The following is a 19,165-nucleotide window of genomic DNA, read 5'->3' on the forward strand; positions in this document are numbered from 1 at the left end:
TAAATAGATAAATACTTATATAACTAATTCTCGCTTGACACTTTCACTTGGGAGTGAGTGCCAGCGAGTTAAAACTAGGAGGAAAAAATAAATGACAGAATATAAAAGTAAATATATTAATAAAACTTGAAATGAAATAACAACATCATTTTATTGAGTTAATTATCAACCTATTAATTGTCGTATTTCACATCATAAAAAGCATTATGATTTGCAATGTTTAGAATGAGCCAAAATGTACTTAAATTTATTTAAAGACAAGTGAGATGTTATTGTTTCATATACGCAATATTATAAAATTAACGATATTTTAGATTTAGCATTTGATGGATGAAAAATATTACAAATTGACCAAAAAATAAAACAAATAAATTAAAATATATTATTGCAATTGACCCTGCTGGAATTGGACAAACTGGTATTATTATTTATAATGTTTTGCAAAAGAAAATAATTAATAATATTACTTTTAATTCCAAAAATGAAGAAGAAGCAATAAATAATATGTATTTAATATTAAATGAGTTTAAAAATAAAATTTGTTCTTATCTAAATAAAGTTATTGTAATAATTGAAGATTATCAACTTCACAAAGGTTTAAAAATAAAAAATCCATTATCTACTCCTAAATTTATTGGTGGTTTAAAAGTTTTATGCAAATATCTATTTAATTTAAAATATATTTTACAATCACCAGTCATTAAGAAAAATTATATTTATAAAGGAAATATTAAAATGTCAAAGCACGAACACGATGCTTGAAAACATTTACAGTATTTTTTAGCAAAAGGAGTTGATAAAAATGGCACAAACAAAAAGTAATTTACCTAAAAAACAATAACTAATAAACCTAAAATAAAAAATAAAAAAGTTAATAAGTTAGAATTAACTGTTAGATTACATAAAAATCCGATTAAAACTAAGATTAAGGCACTGGTTGCTGGTGGTGTTGAAGTTGATTCTTGTTCGGCTAAATGTCAGTGAGAAGGATTAAATTACTCAACATTTTCAATATATAACCCATCTATTTTAACTGAGTTTTTGAAATTAAAAAAAGATGATGAGAAAAAAATTAAAGGCTCAGTATTTAATCAGTTAAATATAAAAACTAAACGCTATTTTTTGTCTTTTAGAGTAGACAGTTTTGAAATTATACAAAAAGCGATTAGAAAAAGAACAAATACAAATATTAAAAAATAGGAGGAAAAACAATGGCATTAAAAAATGTAAAATATGTTCTTATTAATGAAAATAGTGAACCTATTAAAAATGAAGATGGTAGTTTAGATATTAAAACTGCTGAAATTATTTTAGAAAATACTGCTGAAGTTCAAGAATTTAATGCAATTAATTTAGAAAATAGTAATCAGCAAATCAACGAACTACAAACAAAAAATACTGAATTAACTTCACAAATTGAACAACAAACAATTCAATTAAAACAAATTGAAGTAATTGACTTTATTAATTCTTTAACTGATAATGAAGAATTTAAAAATGTTTTATTAAAGTCTTATGATATTACTGATGATATTGAAATCATTAAAAGACAATTGCAAAGTGTTTATGATGAATTAATTAAGGTACAAACAGTTAATACTGGGGGCGTACCAAAAGTAGAAAACAAAGAAAACAATATTTTAGATACAGACAATGTATTTAATAAATAGAAAGAAGGAAGTAAATTATGGCACAAAACCCACAAAGAATTTTCGGAGATATTGCTAATCAAGCAACAAAACGAGATCGAGAAACATTTGAACAATGATATTTACAAACTTATCAACAAAAATTTAGTTAAGAAGCATTATTTGCGTGAAAAGATGCAAGTAAATTTAGTTTAGCATATAAAAGAAAGAAAAATATTAAATATAATCAAGGTTCTGGTAAAGATGGGAAAGTATTTAATAATGATTATAAATTATTAAATTATTCAGAAGTAGAATTTGATGATGAAATTGTTGAATTAGATACAATTTTAACTTTTGCTTGTAAATTAGACCCTGTAGAAAGTGATTTTAACCCTAATCTTTGGGCTGCTGATATTGAACAAGCAATGGATACTGAGGTTGCTTATAAACGTAATAAAATTTTAGAAATTATTAATAAAAAAGTAGTTACAACCATTCAAGACCAAAAAGCAGATAATACTAATGCTTTACAAATTCACGATGAAATTATGGATAAAATATATGAAAATGGATTTACCCCATCAGAAACAGTTGTCTTGGGTTCGGCTGATTTTATTCGTGGAATTCATAATAAATTACAGTTACAACTTGGAGCAAATGACCAAATAAACAATGTAATTGAAACAAGCGGAGCAATGAAAACTGTTGAAGGAACAACATACTATATGGTTCCTAAAAAATTACCAATTATTAATAAAGATGGTTCAGAAGGAACAATTACTCTATTACCAGATGGTGTTAATGCAATTGCCTTTAAATTTAGTAAAAAATATGACCCTCTTATCTTACGTAAAAAAGACCATACTCCATTAAGAGTTGGTACAGCTGCATTGGGTACTGGTATGGGTAATACTTTGATTATGGAAAAAGTTTTATATTTAGGTGGGGCAGTAGTTGAACCTAAGGGAATTATTAAACATATTGTTTCAAAAATTTATATTAGTAAAATTAATAAAATAGATAAACCAAATATTCATGTTACAGACCCAACAAAAACAACAGCCGAACAGTTAAAATTACAATTTAAAGATGTTGTTTTAAAAGCAGTAAAAGCAGTAAATAGTTCTTTAACTGAAAGTGATTTTGATTACTTTATTGAAAGTAAAGGTGAAGACTGACCAATTAATATTACAAATGATAAAACTGTTGAAGTTCAAATTGAAGGTAAAAACAATGCTACTGGTCAAACAAATCCGATTGATGTTAAAATTAAAAATTCTTAATAGTACTAAAAAATAGTACTTTTTAGTTTGATATATAGCCAATTGGAACATCTAAAACAGCCCTTATTTATGCTGTTAAAAAAATCCAACTAGATTGTCAATCCAACAACAAGAAAAAAATTTTGGTTTACAGTTATTAGAATTTTTAGGAATTCAAGTTTTAGCTCTTGGTTTATTAGTTTTAACTGGTGGTATTGCTTCGGCTGTTGGTCTTGGTGCGGGATTATCTAATTTTGCCGCAGCATTTATCTCATTTGGAGTAGAAACAGCAACCGATTTTGCCGTAAATCAAATATACGATAAATTAACATCAGAAGTGACAGCAAAAAGTACTGCCTTAAATTTGCTACCAGCAATTGGTGGTATTGGAAAATTAACGCGTGCTGCTCGAACAACTAAAATTTTAAAATTAGTGAAAGAAACTAAACTACTTGAAAAATTAGGTATAATAACTGCTAATAATTTAGAAGATGTTGTAAGACAAGTTAGAGGTAAAAAGATTTTATCTGATAAATTAATATTTGATTTTACAAAACAAGCTAATAATGAAACTTTATTATATACAATTGGAAAATTAGCCCGAAATGATTTTTATAAGGGTTTTAAAGTTTCTAAATTAGAAACAATTAATAATTTATTAAAAATTGAAAAAAATATTCAAAAAATAAGTCCTACATTAGTTCAAAAAATACCACGCATAAATGAAATAAATGCTAATAAATGATTGTCTGAATATGGATTAAATATTGATAAAATAAGCAAAATTAATACTAATGAGTGATATAACATTATGACCAATCTTCATAAAAAAGGTGTTGGTAAAAACCTAATATTAAATGCTAATTTAATGCGGAGCAGTAAAATATATAATAATAAATTATTAAATATCTTGCATCAAACACCAATTAAATTAAATAAAGTTTTAAATCATTTAAACCCAAATTTTTATATTCAAAAAGTAACTAAAAAATTATTAGCCCCAATTGAAAAACAAATAATTACTATTAAACAAAAAGTAATTAATAAAATTACTGATAAAACTAAAAAAATATTATCTAAATTTGAAACTAAGGCTATTAAAAAGGGACAATTATTACCCTTTGCTTATGGCTCTGATGTTTTTTTAGCAGTTAAAATTGTTCCATTATCAGTTGCGGGTGAAGTTGCTTTAACAATATATTATAAAAATCCTAAATATGCCCCAATTGTCGTTATGACAACTTTAATCAAAGCAGAACAATTTGTTTTATCCCCCAAACCTTTTAAATTCTATATGCATAGTGAATGATTTATTGGTTGGGGATTTTAAAAAACAAGTTTGTTTAATTTAGTTTCTTTTGCCCCACTTGCTTATCAACAAGTAGTAAAAGATAGTTTTAAAATATATCAAACAATTGCTAAAGTATTAAAATTACAAGAACAATTTAAAAATAACTTTAATAAAGATAAATTGTTAAATACGCTAGAAGATAGTGTGGTTACTAGTTTATTGGGTAATGGAGTAGCATTTCAAACATACAAGCAATTCAGAACAAAACAAGATTTAAACAAAACAATTAAAACAAAAACATTACTAAATAGTAAAAAATTTATATTAAAGAAAATATATTCTAAAAAAAGTAAATGATAAGGAGATGATTAAATGTTAAATGAATTATGACAAAATGTTACTTTGGAAAATTATAATAATTTTATTCCAATGACAGGTAAAATCACACAAATTCCAGTTCGTTATAATAAGTTCTTTAAAGGTGATGTAGAATTATGATTTAAAACATTTGCTTTAAGAGCCCAAAATATGATTAATTCTTACTTAAACTATCCATTTTCAAAATTAAAGTTTGAAACATTTAAAGACCCGTTATTAAAGAAAATTTGTATTAATATGGTGTTTATTACGATTGAGCATTGAACATTTAATCGTATTCCAATTGAGTTTTTTACTTCGGCAAATATGAGTGTTGGTGATATTAATTATTCTTCACAAAATGACCCTATGGCAACATGGCAAGGTCTATTGCCTAGCTATGCAAAATCATTGGCTAATTTAACAACTTTAAAGAAAATGTTTCGTACTTTTCAAGAAGAAGGTATTGATTTAACAATGATTGATTTAGAAGCATATTATACTCAATTAGAAGTTGATGCTTTATTAGATAAACTTGTTATAGAAAAAAATAAAGATGAAAAACTTGCAAAAATAAAAGAAGAAATTTTAGATGAATTAAAAAAATCAATTGTTATACCAAAAGTTCCAGATTGAGAAATTGTTGATACTAGTGATTTTATAGTTGGTCAAACTGGATATAATATTCCTAATTTTGATAAAGAAAATTATATTTATAGAATTTGAGCCTCAGGAAAAAATATCAAAGGAGATTTAAAAAGTCAAGGGATGTTGCAAACAAGGCATAGTTTTAAACAAACAATAGGTGTTATATATGATCAAATAGGTGTTAATAGTGCATGTTTAGTATTATCTATTAATCCTGATGGATTGATTAATATTGGAGTCAATGGTCCAGCAACATTTAGACCTTTGGGATTTGTGTTTATTGAAAGAAAAAAGGTAAATTAGAAAGGAGATGTTATTATGCCAAAAGTAGAAGTTAAAGATGTAATTATGTTTTTGAAAATATTTGGAGTTTCATCATTGTTTTTTATCGCAGGAATTATTATTTGTTTTATAGGAGAAAAAACATTAGGTATTTCTTGGCCAGCATATGTTATTGTTTCAGCAATGCTTATCAGAGCTGGAATTATAGTTTTAATTATTGAAACAATTAGATTTATCAAAACACATAACAAAAAACAAAAAGAAGATAGTATTGAAGATGTTATTAAAAAAGAAGAAACAAAATAAGGAGGTGTTATAAATGGGATTGTTGCCAGCAAAAAAGAAATTAAAAAAGAGTTATGATATTGATAGTTATTATCTTAATTTAGCATCAACGATTATTAATCGTAAAAATGTTACTGTTCAAAAACATAATGAGATTTTAGAAAAAAGAATTTGTGAAGATAATGCTAATTTTTTAAATCTACGTGATTTAGAAATTAGCATTTATAATCCAATTAATAAACAGTATTTAGACACTAAATTAATTAATAAATTTTTAAAAATGCAGGACTTTACCAATAAGAATTGATATAACGAATATAAAATTAATAAGAATGGTAAAGGTGCATATTTTATTTTTACTAATAATTCAAAACTTAATTTTATTACTATTGATTTTTACAATGACCAATATGATGAATTAGGTAATTTAGTATCTTGTACTTTTGATTATGACCCTTATATTAAAAATGACCAGAGTATTTTTATTACTGAAAAATTAGAAATTGATTATGTAACTAAACAAGTAAAAGTTATTAGAAAGTTAAAAACACGATTATATAGTACTATTACCGACTTATATATTGATGATGCTAAATTAAATAACTATACAACTTTACAAAGAGAAGAAATATTACCACTTAATTTTATTCCAATTCAAATTATTCCTAATAACCCTAATTTTGAGCCTTCTGCTCGTTATGGTAAACAATTTGCTAGTATTTTAGATATTATTGCTGAAAAGATAATGTTAGATCCATTATTAAATAGTGGTAAATTTACTATTAATACTAATGGAGTTACTGGTGTGGTTGACCAAGAAATTATTAAAATGCTGGCATCATTTATTGAAAATGACTTGTTATTAATTGAAGGAGACCCTGATAGTAATTTTCAACCAGTAGACTATATTGCTGGTAATTTTAAAGGTGAGCAATTAACTAAAATATATGATTGATTATTAACAAATTACTATAAAATAAATCGACATCATGTTCCCGCCATTGCTAAGAGAGCACAACAAACTCAGGCAGAAGTTGCTGGTGTAAATATTCAAACAAACGCATCATACGAACAAATGATATATATTAGAGAAATTAAATTAACTGAATTTATTATTAAGTTAATTAAATATGATAATGCCATTTTAAACAGTAGAACATTCAATATTAAAAATATTGACGAGTTAATTGTTGATGTTCGCTTACCAGTAAATGCTACTTTAAACAGACAATTAAAAAACAACGAAACTATTATCAATATGCCTAATGAAGAAGGAGAACAAGAATAATGTTAAAACCATCTGAAAAAATGTTAGCACAATTAGCAGAAAATAATGAACCAATTGACTATTCAATTGATAGTATTCCATTAGATTTTGCTAGTCAATCGCAGTACTGCGACCCTGATTTAGAACAATTATTTACTGAAGACCGTGCTAGAACCTTATATATTTATAAAATTAATAATCTTGTTAAGACAAAACAAAAACCAACCTTAAACTATTCTCAAAATAGCGTTAAAATAGGTTTTATTGACAAAGATGAATATATTAAAATAACTGGTTATGAAATTAGTGATTTTAATTTTAAATTAGAAATTCAACAAAATACCACAGTCCAAGATAATAGCACAAGTTACGTCATGATTGATGAAAAAGATATTTTAATTAATGATATTTCAAAACAAGACAAAGAATTTTTAGAAACATTAGACTTAAAAATAGTATCTATTAATGAACAAATTACAGAAGACAACAAAAATGAATGTTATATCATTGAAGAATATAAACGCCCCTATTCACCCGATGGTGTTGACATTATTAAATCTACGCATTTAGTTAAAATAACTGACTTTAAAAAATGAAAAAACCAAAATAGTATTCATTTAGTTTTACAAAAACCATTGCCTGAAGATACAGTATTTACTGGTATTGAAATTAAATATCCTAAATCTATGCTATTTGGAAATATTAAATGTTGAGGTAATATTAATGGTGTTTATTCTTATCCTTCATCAATAGTTGAAAATGCTAGTTTAGTACCGTTGCTATCTATGCTTATTGAAACAGAACCTAATTTAAGAGTATTTCAATATTGATTTATCGAAAGTTTTTTACCGTGGTTTATTGCAAAAATATATATTCAACCAGATGATATTTTAAGTTTAATAAAAAATAATGGTTTAGAAAAAGTTTTATTAAATTATTTAACTTATCATTATAATTATGATCGAAAATTTCAAGGTGCAAAATATGATGAAAAAGGAAATCCCACTAATAAAGCGGCTGAATTACGTCAAAAATTTGAAGGACAAAAACCAGAAGATGTTATTGATGGTTTATTTGAAAATTGAAAATTAGACAATCCAAGTGAATTACATAAAAGATATCTAAAAAGAATTAAACAAGTGATATACATGTTATCAAATTATACATATAGTAAATATGCAATTAATAAAGGCTATAATGATGATGTTAAATTATTTGTCCCTTATTATTTTGAATTAATATCTAATCCAAGAGAGGTAGAAACTGGATATTGAGAGTTTGTACATTACAAAGTTAAATTAAATTCATCATATTTTAATTTTACTGGTGGTTCTATTCCAACAAGACCAATAAATTATTGAGAAGAGGTTTATTCAAATGACAAACCATTTAATGAGAAAGATGATAAATGATATTTTGCTGTGTGGCGTGGTGAAAAAAATGCTGATTGGCGTATTATTAAGTTTAAAAATAATGAAATGACTATTAAAATTGATAATTCTAATAATCGGCAATTGCAGAAAACTGATTTAGGTATGGGAAGAGATTTATATATTACAAATGATTCAGGGTTTGTTAAATATGTGACACATTGAACAGATGATAATGGTTCTTACTTTAAATCAGGTTTATCGTTGAAATAATGATAGCGAACCAAATACACCGTTTATTTTACCTAAAACAGGACAAATTACAGATTGAAATTTAAAAAATCAAAATAATATTAATAAAAATGATGAAATTAAAGTAACTGTTAAAAACAAAGATATTTCAGAAAACTATATTTATCAATTAGAAGCAAATTACTTTAATTGATTATCAATAACAAATGAATTAGAAACAAACAATATACCTTCTCTTATTCCTGCTGAAATTAAACTATCTGATGGTGAATATGGCAAATATTTAACTAATTTAATTGTTTCTAATGACAAAATAAAAGATTATTTAAACTATTTTTCTCAATGAAATAAATTACTTTATTCTAAATCAAATTGAGTGAGTATAACTAAAAATTTAGTTGAGGACAGTATTAAAATAACTTTTTTAAAACACGAAAAACTATTTAATTTAAATCAAATCGAAATATCTGGCATATGATGTTATGGGAATTATGATATAAATATTTTTATTGAAAAAATAAATGAAAAAATTACTGAAGGAAAAGATATTAACTTAGAATTAATCAAAAATTGTTCTATCGGAACTAAAGTCAGTGGAAAAGACAGAAATACATATTTACAATTAATCGAAGATAATGAATGATATTTGTATAAAAATGGCATTGAAAATGAAAACTCATATTCAAATATCGCAGTTGTTAATTTTTAAAAAAAATCAAATAGTTTAATATTTTCCTATCCACCCACAAAAGAACAAATTAATATTAATAATTTAAAATTATTTAATAAAAATAATGAAAAATTATCATTAATTACATTAGAAATATAAAAAGTTATTTAGATTTATAAATCTAAATAACTTTTTAATTTATTTTCAACATATATATTTGGTTCGCTATCATTATTTCAACGATAAACTGATTTAAAGTAAGAACCATTATCATCTGTTCAATGTGTCACATATTTAACAAACCCTGAATCATTTGTAATATATAAATCTCTTCCCATACCTAAATCAGTTTTTTGCAATTGCCGATTATTAGAATTATCAATTTTAATAGTCATTTCATTATTTTTAAACTTAATAATACGCCAATCAGCACTTTCATCAACACGCCACACAACAAAATATTATTTATTATCAATTTGATTAAATGGTTTTTCTTGTGGTGCCATTCATTCTAAAATACCATTTTTTGTTTTTATATTATTTTTTTCTTTTAAATCTGCTAATTCTTTTTCGCTATATTGTGGTTTATTAAAAGCAACTAAATTTGTTGTATTTGTTCTAATTAAAGTATTTGTTCCCAAAAGACTTAATATTTTTTTCATATTTTAATTCTACTATACTATAGCTGCTATTAATTCTGGTTCTGCCATTTCTCAAATTGATAAAAAAATACTAATAGCTTTTTCACAAAATAATTGAAAAACATCTTCATGAATTAATACGATACCGTTTTCTATTTGATTAAATAAAATATTAAAAATTTGTTCCCCGTCATTGAAATTTCTGTAGTTTGATCTGGAATAAATTCAGCTTCACTGTCTTTTCATGGATCTCTAACATAATAAGTATCTTCAAGTATATTTTCTTTATTTGGTTTGATTCCAACAATTAATGCAGCATGATAAGAGCTATCACATCCTTCATCATCATATTCGTCGTCATCAAATAAACCACCAAACATAATAGGAGATTGTCTAGAAAGAGATTCCCATATTAAATGTCTTATCCACATTACTTTTTCTATTTCATTTAATTTATTTCAAAATAATCGAGTTAAATCAATTTTCTTTAAATTAAATCCCAAATTTTCCTGAATTATCGGGTTTGTGTTTAATATTTCAATTACCTTTGATAATGAAGCGCCATCATTTGCATTGTTTGGAAAAAAACTTGCAATTTCTTCTTGTTCTATTTCTTTAAGATCTTTATTATTAATAATATTATTACTAAATATATTTTTTAAAATTGCAATAACACATCATCAATCATGTATTTGAAATTCCATTGGTTTTTTCATGCTAGTTTTTCTTAAATCAATTAACACATCTTCTAATATTGGATATGTTATTTCTTGTCTTTTAACTCTATTTAAATTTTTTAAATTATTTGTTTGTAAATAACTAATTTCATTATTTTCTAATTTAGTTTCTTCTTTTTGATAAGGACTAGCGGCAATTTTTGTTTGTACAGCAGTTCCACTAATTGTTAATACACTTAATAAACTAAGTAATTTTTTCATTTTTTATAATTTCCTATCTTTTATCTTGAAACTTTTTTCAAGATCTATTGACATTATATATAAGCACTTTTAAATATATTTTAGAAAGGAAATTATACAAATGATTATTATTCTGATTATATTGTACTAAATCTGGGCTCGCGGAATTTTCATAAGTTTGTGAAAAATTCCTTAAAGTTTAAAAAAACTTTTGCCGCGCTTTTCGAAATACTTGGGAAAAATTCTAAGCGTTAAGCGAAGAATTTTATAAAGGTTCCCAAATTTGTTTGAAAGAACCTCAAAATCTTTTTTAACTTGTAAGTCATTTTATCACATTATCACAAAAATTTAAGAAAATAAACCGCTCGCCCAAAACCTCAAAAAACTATATAATTAGCTTTGTATATAAAAGAAAGGATTTTTTAAAATGGATAAAACAAAGCATCATTTTACTTTTAAAGAAAGAGTAATGTTAAAAGATTTATTAGAACTTGATTCTTTAAAAAGAAAAAATGGTAAATCCAATATATCTAAAATAGCAAAAATATTGCATAAAAATCGCAATACAATTAGACAAGAAATAAAAAGGTTAAAAGATAATGAATATGACGCTAAATTAGCACACGAAGATTATTTACAAAAACGACAAAAATGTTTTAAAAAATCATCATTATTGCTAAATATTTTAGAATGACTAGATGAAAAATATAACAAATTTCATGATTCACCAGAACAAATCTGTAAAAAATATGAAAAAGAGTTTGGTATTAAATTTCCGGTATGTTTTAAAACTTTATATAAATATATTCATTTGGGATTTTTAAATTTCAAGAAAGATAATTTGTATTTTCATGGTAGAAAATATAAAACAAAAAATAGAATTGATAACCGTGGAAAAATAAGAAATTTTAGAACTATTGAAGAAGCAAAACATGATAAAAATGAATTTGGTTGATTTCAAATAGATACTATGGTTGGCAAAAATAATAGTGTTTGTTTAGTTTTAATCGAAGAATTAACCCAATTTAAAATTATTGAACCATTAAAAGAAAAAACAACAAAAGAAGTTACAAACGCATTAAAACGAATTTTTTCTAACAGATTTTTTAAAGATAGATGCAAAGGAACAATAACAGATCAAGGCAAAGAATTTGCTGATTGAGAAAAAATTTAAAAAATAACAAATGCTAAAGTATATTTTTGTGATGCTGGAACTCCAACTCAAAAACCCAAAGTTGAAAGAGCAATTCGTGATTTTAGACATTGATTTTCCAAAGAAATTGATTTAAGTATTTATTTAAGAAATTATTATCAAGAAGTTGCTAATATAATAAACTCTAAACTTAAAAAATCTTTACATTGACTATCTTCAAAAGAAGTTTTTATACAAATGTTTAATTTTTAATATAATTACCTATAAAAATTTTAATCATTTTATTTTTCAGTGTGCCAAAATTTATAAATTTAAAACAAAAATACTAAATTTTTTTAAAATAAATTATATTGAACATTTATTTTATTGGTGTTATAATAAAATTAAGTAGGATGTTACACTTCGTAGTACAATTTACACTTTTTGAGGTTCACCAGGGAATAATGCTTTTTTCATTTGTATAAAATAATTTTGTTTATATTGATTATACAAATTAATTATTTGTGTTCCAGTTAAATATTTCCAAACATGTCGTTTTAAATTTTCATCATATTTCACAATAGGATAAGAATTATCATAAATCAAACCAATAGCTACTTGATCAGAATGTTTTTTACTAAAATAAATAAAATTATTATTTAATCAAAAACCAATATGTTTATTGTGGTTAGGTAAATTTATAAACTAAGCTTTGTCAGTTTGAAAAACTATAAATTCTGTTCGAATAAAATAATTTTGTACGTTAATATTCTTCTTATAAAAACTCATAAAAACACCTTACTTTCCATATTATATTTACACAATGCCGTATTAAAACAACTTTTATAACTTGGTTTATGATACATTACTCAAAACAAACTATCAACAAATTTTTTATTCAAAATAGAATGACAAATTTGAGATTTAAGTTTAATAATTAATCACACTACATAAAATTTGTAATAATTAATTCTTGGCCAAGTTTTGGCTTTTTATTATGACAATTAGTAGAACTATAAACTCATTTAAATTCATTAATATTAAATTCTTTAAACAAGTCTTTAATATAAATTCAGAATTATCAATACTTAAAATTCATTTACCTTTAATATTTAAAATATTATCTTTTAGTTCATAAAAGTTCATTTTTGAATGTTTATAAACTCTTCCTTCATTATAAAAATATGATGGATCTAAATATCAAACAATATTTTTATTTATATAATATTTATTAATAATATTTTTATAGTCCAAATTATTATAGAACTCAATATTATTTTTAGGATCAACTAATAGTCTTCTAACATTTTGAATTCTCAATAATTTATTAACATTAAAATTTTGTTGTAATCTTTTATCTGTTCAAGTACCTCATTCTTCATCATTAAATGGTAATGCGTTCTTAATTAAAAATTCTTCACCAAAATTTAAACAATAATCATCAAACATTTTTTCTTTCAATTCATTAATAGTTTTTGAATTAGGATATGCTAATTTTTTCAAATAATCCAATTCAATTAAATGAATACCATATTGTCAAAATTCAATTAAACTAGTATGCAAATCATTAAAAACTACTTTGTTACATAACTGCTGATCTAACACATTTAAGTGAACTGAAGCACCGCCACAAAATAAATCTATAAATTTATCAAATTTAGCCGGTAATTATGCTTTAATTTTATCAAAGTGTTTAGCTTTTCCACCTCGCCAAGACAACGGACTAATAAATTTCATTCTAATCCTCCTTTACTATAAAATGTTTAAATAATCTATATGTATTGTAATAAACATTGTTATACTAATGTTTAAATAATGTATATGTATTATAATAAACATTGTTAAATATATAAAATTAAAAATTAAAGCACACTGAAAATAACTACTTAGTTTTAACTAATAGCTATTAAAATATAAAATGGATCAGTTATAATAAATATTAAAAGTCTTTAACCATGACACGGAAAAAGTTTAATATTTTAATAATTACTCAAATTCCAAATGGAATTAAAATAATTCAAGCATCACCTAAAAAGGTCATTAATTGTGGTAACACAGCATAAACAGCATCTTTGACTTTCATCATTGCTTGTCCCAAACCGCTTCAAATAGAATCCATTCCACCTGAAATAGTAGGAGTATCTGTAGCTAGAAAATTAACAGCTGTTGTTAAATACATACCTAACATTATTCTTTATCCTCCTTGTTTTCAATTTCTTTTTTGTCTTTTTTCTTACCTCGAATTTGACGAATTTTTTGATAAATCGATAAACCAATTCAAGCAAGAATTCCTAAAATAATAACAATACTAAATATTCATGTTAACCATACTGGCATAATATATCTCCTTTCAATAAATTAAAAAATTGAAATTTGCAAACTCGCTCCGCTCGTTGTCGCTTTGCTCCACTTAAAAACATTATTGAATAAATTACCCGCTAATAAATTAGGCGGGACAATTTATTCTTTTACTTTTTAATTTCAATATCATTTGCAATCTTATTGACAGTATTAATAACATTATCTTTACCATACTTTTTCACTAACGACCGCAAAATAAAATATTGCTTTGTTTTCATAATTTCAACTCCTTAAAACTAACTTAAAAAAGTTAACTAAATTGATAGTTAACTTTTTATCGGTTGGTATTTATAATTTACAGATTCATTATAAATTACATTTTTTCATAATAATTTTATTAATAAAAGATTTCGTATAACTAGTAGCATTTTTATTAAAATCCTTCTTTATTATTCCATCATTGTCAACATAAATAAATCCTTTTTCAAATAAAGCATCACAGCCAAATAAACACTTAGGTACTACAATATTTTTATCCCTTTTTTCATCCTCATCACATTCAACACGTTTTTTATAAAATTAGTCTAATAATATTAACAACAAAATAAAACATAAATAAATAAAAAAGAAAATCATTTGTCAAGTTTTTGCGGGATAATACTAATGGTGTTGACAAGATTATTATTTAAACTACTTGTGAAATAACTTTTTATGAAAAACAAAAATCTAATGTGTTTTTGTTTACCATATGTTACCAGAATATAAACCTTAAATTATTCAAAACTATAAAATATTTGTTAAATAATAATGTGGCACCTATTCATTTTTATGATGCTAAAAAATGAATAAAAAATGGTTAGTACTTTAGTTATCAAAATTAATACTGCTGAAATTATAAACTAATACATAAGAATGAAAAACCTCTTACAATAAGAATCTAAGATTATATGGAACAGCTTAATATCCTCTTTAAACACCAAGCAAATCCCCCTGCTAACTTATTGTAATTTTTTACATAATATATTCATTTTTGATGAAAACCTCTTACTTGTTAAGAGGTTTTATTTTTTAAATTCTACTTCTAAACAATATATTTTTGTTTGTTGTGATGGTAACTTATTAATTCATGGTTTTTGGTCAAGTGGAATTGTTTGATAATTAATGTTATCTTGATGGCCATCTCATGATTTAACACAAATATATTTTGCATCATTTTGACATTTTCAAATTAATACATTTGGATAACCTTTTGTTGTTAAACTAATTTCTCGAGTTGAATCAACAATTAAAACTTTGTTTGTTGTTTGTTTTAGTAACGCATAACATTGGCCAGTTGTAAAATCATATTGATTTATTAAAAACTGAGAATTTGTTTCTTTCTTCATTTCTGAACCTAAAAAAGTCACATCAGGAATATGGCTAATTATTTGTGGATTATCAAAAATAATTTTACCAGTATGCTCATCACAAATAAATGCTGGATGTCAACCAAAATTATATGGCAATGATTTTAAGTCAAGATTAGTAATCTTAACTTTATTAATTAATTTATTTGCTTCTAATTGATATGTTACTTCCAATTTAAACAAAAATAGATACTGATGAAAAAATTCTTTTGTTGCTCTATATTCAACCACTAATGTATATGCTGTATAAGTAAGAACTTTTCAAGCAGTAATTACACGAAAAAAACCGTGCCCCATCATCGTATAAATTTTATCTGCTAATTGATATTCATTATTAATTAACTTTCCTGTGATTGGAAAGCAAATTGGTCACGATTTTTTCATGTACTATCTTGTTGATAAATATATTCCTTCCCAGCTTTTTTTAATGAAATTAATTCAAACGGATCAGAACTAAGAGTTGCTTCTAAATTTTTGTTTTTTTAAAAAATACATTATTTTTTATTTTCCTTTGCTGCTTTATGTCAACTAATAACCTGTTCGATGTGGTTTATTTTTCATAATATTAACACCTCCACTTGTTCCAATTCGCGTTGCTCCTGCTGTAATCATTGCTAAAGCACCAGCTTTAGTACGAACTCCACCAACTGCCTTAACTTGCATACGTTCTCCAACTGTTTTTTTTCATTAGTTTAACATTGGCAATCGTTGCACCTGCTTTACTAAAACCTGTTGAAGTTTTAACAAAATCAAGACCTGCTTCTTCTGCTAACTGACACGCTTTAATAATTTCTGTATCAGATAATAAGCATGTTTTTAATATTACTTTTACAATATTGTTGCCCAGCTTCTTTTTTTTACATGCTGCCATATCGGCACGAACTAAATCATAATTATTTGATTTAAACTAACTAATATTCATTACCATATCAATTTCTGTTGCTCCATCGGCTAATGTTGTTGAAATTTCTGTCACTTTTGTTTTGGTAGCATTCGCCCCCAATGGAAAACCAACCACAATGCAAACATTAACTGTAGTATCTTGTAATAAATTATGCGCTAATTGAATATAAGTTGGATTAATACAAATGGATGTAAAATCATATTCTTTTGCTTCAGCACATAATTTTTTAATTTCTACTATAGTTGCATCTGGTTTCAATAAAGTATGATCAATATATTTATTTAATTTCATTTAATAATTCTCCCTGTTGTTCTTCATTAATTTGAACTGCTTCTAAAACACGAATCGCCGCAATTGAGTAATCTAATAACCGCTTCATTTCCGAATAGTTCTCACTATTTATTATATTAATAAAATACTGTAATTCATAGTACATTTTATTATTATGTTCTGATCCTAATGGTAAAACTGTTGTTTGATTTGTAAGGCGATTATATTTTGTAATTGCTTCTAATTTTGTTAGATTAATAACATTAATTGTAGTATCATAACTTAAAATTTCACTAGGACTAATGCCTGTCGATGCTTTTTAACAAACAATACTAGTTAAAATATTATTACTATGTTGTAAAAGAACAGCATTATTAATATCAATACCATTCTTTAACTTATGACTCATTGCTTTAACATCTTTGACTGGTTCAAATAAAGCAACTGCTAATTCAACAGGATAAATTATAAAACTTCTTTCATTCGACTTGAATACTGGTTACAATGAAAACAAGCTAAAAAAGGTTTAATTTTATTAACATTTGTTTGTAAAATTTGATAAGCTGGCAAATGTAAGGGTTTAAAAGCTTCCATCAAAAAAACATTATTAATTTCTGCTATTTGTTTTAATTCAATTAATTCATGTGCAAAAAAAGTTGCCGGTTTTTCAACTAAAACATGCTTTTGTTGTTGCAAAAAATACTTTGCTTGTTGATAATGCAAACCATTTGGTGAAGCAATATAAATAATATCAATATAATCTAACATATCTTCAAAATTATCTACAATATGGACTAATAAATTATTTTTTGAAGCAAAAAATTTAGCTTTTTCTAAACTACGTGAATAAAGGGAAGTAATTTTAACTCCTTGTACATCACGACAAGCATCAATAAATTCACTCACAATATTGCCTGTACCAATGGTTCCAATCTTTAACATAAAAGCACCTCACGTATGTACCTTTCATTTTTGTTAAGTGTTGGTAAATTAGTTATTTCATATTAACATTAAAAATAATTTCACTTGTTAGGAAAAAGTTACTTTGACCGCTTTTAACTGAAACTATATAACGTTTTTGGTCTTCATGATATATTCCTTGTAAGCCACCAAGACCATCCAAATTACTTTGGTTAAAGGCTGGGCCACCTAATGTCTTAGTAGCAACAGCATCTAATTTACTTGGATCTTTAACTTCTAATTTTGGTGATGCTAATGATAATCAATTTTTTAAATTTGGACGAAGATCAACATAAGATTTTGTTTCTAAATTTCCTCACATTACTGAACCTTTTACTGATTTTGCATCTGGTTTTGCTTCCATTTTGACATAAACTTGATTAAAAGTAAATTTATCATTTAAAAAGTTAACCGTAATATTAACTTCATCTCAAGGCAAATATACTGGAGATAAATTTTGAATTCCTTTTGTAATTGCTGAAGTTAAATTAATTTCATCATTAACGATTGCATTATCTTTTTTTAAACTAAATTTTTTGGCAATAATTTTATCATAAGAAAATGAATTCAAGTCTAATTTGTCCCCAACAATATTATTATTGTTCTCACCATTTCTTGGAGGAACACATGCAACAACATTTGATCCAATAGTAGTCCCAATCATTATTGCTCCTAATAAACTTAATATTTTTTTCATTTTTTGATCCTCCGTTATTAATTTCTCTTTTTTTAATTATAAACTAATTATTATTTTTATCATCATCAAACAAAGGATTTTCGCTCTTTTTTGCTTGCTGCTCATTTGTTAAAATAGTATTATTTTTTTCCTGTTCTTTTGCTCATTGTTCTGAATCTTGTCAATTTTTTTTAACAATAAAAATTCGTTCTTCAACACGAACAATTGATTCCAAGATTGAACAAGCAATTGTACCAACAAAGACTGTTGGAAATCATACATATCAAAAAAAAATTTGGGCTGGATTTAAAACTTTTGTATTAGCTAAAATTAAAAAAAATAAACTAATCACAAAAATCAAATATTGACCAATATAAAAAATTTGCATAAAAATAATATGTTTGCGTAATAATTGAAATGGTGTCTTTTTTAACTCATGAATACGAACTAAATGATAAATAATAAAAATAATAATAGCAAAACCAATTAAAACATAGCCAATTTTGTAGCCAGTTACTGCTGCAATATCTCATTTTTGTAATCCTAAAATTAGAAAAATTAGTACTAAAGCTGTATATAATATTATATTTGCAACACTAACTAGTGCTTTAATCGATACTACTTTTGTCATCTTTGCCTTCTC

The 19,165-nt window shown here is 24.8% G+C and carries 23 protein-coding genes and 3 pseudogenes; 13 read left to right on the plus strand and 13 right to left on the minus strand.

The window, feature by feature from the left end:
- Nucleotides 1-91 precede the first annotated feature (91 nt).
- The 12 genes from ACZ91P_RS11745 (at nucleotide 92) to ACZ91P_RS11800 (ending at nucleotide 9,354) form a co-directional block, all read left to right on the plus strand.
- Entirely contained in the window at nucleotides 92-376 is a 285-nt protein-coding gene (locus tag ACZ91P_RS11745) for a hypothetical protein (RefSeq protein ID WP_465156359.1), read from the plus strand.
- Nucleotides 331-822: a hypothetical protein gene (locus ACZ91P_RS11750; protein WP_465156361.1), complete on the plus strand. Its 492-nt coding sequence runs from the start codon at nucleotides 331-333 to the stop codon at nucleotides 820-822. Before ACZ91P_RS11745 ends, ACZ91P_RS11750 begins: the two co-directional genes overlap by 46 nt.
- 219 nt (nucleotides 823-1,041) lie before the next feature.
- On the plus strand, nucleotides 1,042-1,200 hold the full coding sequence (locus tag ACZ91P_RS11755) for a hypothetical protein (protein WP_465156363.1): 159 nt from the start codon (nucleotides 1,042-1,044) through the stop codon (nucleotides 1,198-1,200).
- Between the two features lie 11 nt (nucleotides 1,201-1,211).
- Complete coding sequence (locus ACZ91P_RS11760) at nucleotides 1,212-1,670, plus strand: hypothetical protein (RefSeq protein WP_465156365.1); 459 nt, start codon at nucleotides 1,212-1,214, stop codon at nucleotides 1,668-1,670.
- A 386-nt stretch (nucleotides 1,671-2,056) separates the two neighbouring features.
- A complete protein-coding gene (locus ACZ91P_RS11765; RefSeq protein WP_465156367.1) occupies nucleotides 2,057-2,914 on the plus strand; it encodes a hypothetical protein in 858 nt (285 codons plus the stop codon).
- Between the two features lie 94 nt (nucleotides 2,915-3,008).
- Nucleotides 3,009-4,223, plus strand: a complete 1,215-nt coding sequence (locus tag ACZ91P_RS11770) for a hypothetical protein (RefSeq protein ID WP_465156369.1) — start codon at nucleotides 3,009-3,011, stop codon at nucleotides 4,221-4,223.
- Between the two features lie 9 nt (nucleotides 4,224-4,232).
- Nucleotides 4,233-4,544, plus strand: coding sequence for a hypothetical protein (locus ACZ91P_RS11775; RefSeq protein ID WP_465156371.1), 312 nt, complete (start codon nucleotides 4,233-4,235; stop codon nucleotides 4,542-4,544).
- A 12-nt stretch (nucleotides 4,545-4,556) separates the two neighbouring features.
- The gene (locus ACZ91P_RS11780; protein WP_465156373.1) at nucleotides 4,557-5,492 is read left to right on the plus strand and encodes a hypothetical protein; all 936 of its coding nucleotides are present in this window, start codon (nucleotides 4,557-4,559) and stop codon (nucleotides 5,490-5,492) included.
- A 15-nt stretch (nucleotides 5,493-5,507) separates the two neighbouring features.
- Nucleotides 5,508-5,777 carry a hypothetical protein gene (locus tag ACZ91P_RS11785; RefSeq protein WP_465156375.1) on the plus strand — a complete coding sequence of 90 codons (270 nt, stop codon included), beginning with the start codon at nucleotides 5,508-5,510 and terminating at the stop codon, nucleotides 5,775-5,777.
- A 13-nt stretch (nucleotides 5,778-5,790) separates the two neighbouring features.
- A complete protein-coding gene (locus ACZ91P_RS11790; RefSeq protein ID WP_465156377.1) occupies nucleotides 5,791-7,044 on the plus strand; it encodes a hypothetical protein in 1,254 nt (417 codons plus the stop codon).
- Nucleotides 7,044-8,666, plus strand: a complete 1,623-nt coding sequence (locus ACZ91P_RS11795) for a hypothetical protein (RefSeq protein ID WP_465156379.1) — start codon at nucleotides 7,044-7,046, stop codon at nucleotides 8,664-8,666. Before ACZ91P_RS11790 ends, ACZ91P_RS11795 begins: the two co-directional genes overlap by 1 nt.
- A complete protein-coding gene (locus tag ACZ91P_RS11800) occupies nucleotides 8,629-9,354 on the plus strand; it encodes a hypothetical protein (RefSeq protein WP_465156381.1) in 726 nt (241 codons plus the stop codon). The genes ACZ91P_RS11795 and ACZ91P_RS11800 overlap by 38 nt, the downstream gene beginning before the upstream one ends.
- A gap of 134 nt (nucleotides 9,355-9,488) precedes the next feature.
- Here the strand turns inward: ACZ91P_RS11800 and ACZ91P_RS11805 are convergent, their stop codons facing one another.
- From ACZ91P_RS11805 to ACZ91P_RS11815, 3 genes are all read right to left on the minus strand, one after another.
- Nucleotides 9,489-9,767, minus strand: coding sequence for a hypothetical protein (locus ACZ91P_RS11805; protein ID WP_465156383.1), 279 nt, complete (start codon nucleotides 9,765-9,767; stop codon nucleotides 9,489-9,491).
- Between the two features lie 9 nt (nucleotides 9,768-9,776).
- Nucleotides 9,777-9,977, minus strand: coding sequence for a hypothetical protein (locus ACZ91P_RS11810; RefSeq protein WP_465156385.1), 201 nt, complete (start codon nucleotides 9,975-9,977; stop codon nucleotides 9,777-9,779).
- 131 nt (nucleotides 9,978-10,108) lie between these two features.
- Nucleotides 10,109-10,894, minus strand: a complete 786-nt coding sequence (locus ACZ91P_RS11815) for a hypothetical protein (protein WP_465156387.1) — start codon at nucleotides 10,892-10,894, stop codon at nucleotides 10,109-10,111.
- Nucleotides 10,895-11,300: 406 nt separating this feature from the next.
- Here ACZ91P_RS11815 and ACZ91P_RS11820 point away from each other — a divergent pair.
- Nucleotides 11,301-12,278: pseudogene (locus ACZ91P_RS11820) on the plus strand (IS30 family transposase).
- A gap of 165 nt (nucleotides 12,279-12,443) precedes the next feature.
- On the opposite strand, the pseudogene ACZ91P_RS11825 reads toward ACZ91P_RS11820, so the two are convergent.
- From ACZ91P_RS11825 to ACZ91P_RS11870, 10 genes and pseudogenes are all read right to left on the minus strand, one after another.
- Nucleotides 12,444-12,794, minus strand: a pseudogene (locus ACZ91P_RS11825) (DUF3627 domain-containing protein); the annotation flags it as partial.
- Between the two features lie 177 nt (nucleotides 12,795-12,971).
- Nucleotides 12,972-13,610 (minus strand): DNA adenine methylase, encoded by a 639-nt coding sequence (locus ACZ91P_RS11830; RefSeq protein WP_465156389.1) that lies wholly within the window; start codon nucleotides 13,608-13,610, stop codon nucleotides 12,972-12,974.
- 334 nt (nucleotides 13,611-13,944) lie between these two features.
- A complete protein-coding gene (locus ACZ91P_RS11835) occupies nucleotides 13,945-14,193 on the minus strand; it encodes a hypothetical protein (protein ID WP_465156391.1) in 249 nt (82 codons plus the stop codon).
- Nucleotides 14,193-14,342, minus strand: coding sequence for a hypothetical protein (locus ACZ91P_RS11840; RefSeq protein WP_348735186.1), 150 nt, complete (start codon nucleotides 14,340-14,342; stop codon nucleotides 14,193-14,195). The genes ACZ91P_RS11835 and ACZ91P_RS11840 overlap by 1 nt, the downstream gene beginning before the upstream one ends.
- 1,025 nt (nucleotides 14,343-15,367) lie before the next feature.
- Complete coding sequence (locus tag ACZ91P_RS11845; protein ID WP_465156393.1) at nucleotides 15,368-16,096, minus strand: aldose epimerase family protein; 729 nt, start codon at nucleotides 16,094-16,096, stop codon at nucleotides 15,368-15,370.
- A gap of 144 nt (nucleotides 16,097-16,240) precedes the next feature.
- Nucleotides 16,241-16,907 (minus strand): annotated as a pseudogene (gene deoC, locus ACZ91P_RS11850) (deoxyribose-phosphate aldolase).
- Entirely contained in the window at nucleotides 16,894-17,052 is a 159-nt protein-coding gene (locus ACZ91P_RS11855) for a hypothetical protein (RefSeq protein WP_465156395.1), read from the minus strand. Before ACZ91P_RS11855 ends, deoC begins: the two are co-directional and overlap by 14 nt.
- Nucleotides 17,053-17,351: 299 nt before the next feature.
- On the minus strand, nucleotides 17,352-17,828 hold the full coding sequence (locus ACZ91P_RS11860; protein WP_465156397.1) for a Gfo/Idh/MocA family protein: 477 nt from the start codon (nucleotides 17,826-17,828) through the stop codon (nucleotides 17,352-17,354).
- A 52-nt stretch (nucleotides 17,829-17,880) separates the two neighbouring features.
- Nucleotides 17,881-18,543 (minus strand): lipoprotein, encoded by a 663-nt coding sequence (locus ACZ91P_RS11865; RefSeq protein ID WP_465156399.1) that lies wholly within the window; start codon nucleotides 18,541-18,543, stop codon nucleotides 17,881-17,883.
- A 43-nt stretch (nucleotides 18,544-18,586) separates the two neighbouring features.
- Nucleotides 18,587-19,153, minus strand: a complete 567-nt coding sequence (locus ACZ91P_RS11870) for a hypothetical protein (RefSeq protein WP_465156401.1) — start codon at nucleotides 19,151-19,153, stop codon at nucleotides 18,587-18,589.
- Nucleotides 19,154-19,165 lie beyond the last annotated feature (12 nt).

It is taken from the genome of Spiroplasma endosymbiont of Halictus nicosiae (assembly GCF_978018445.1).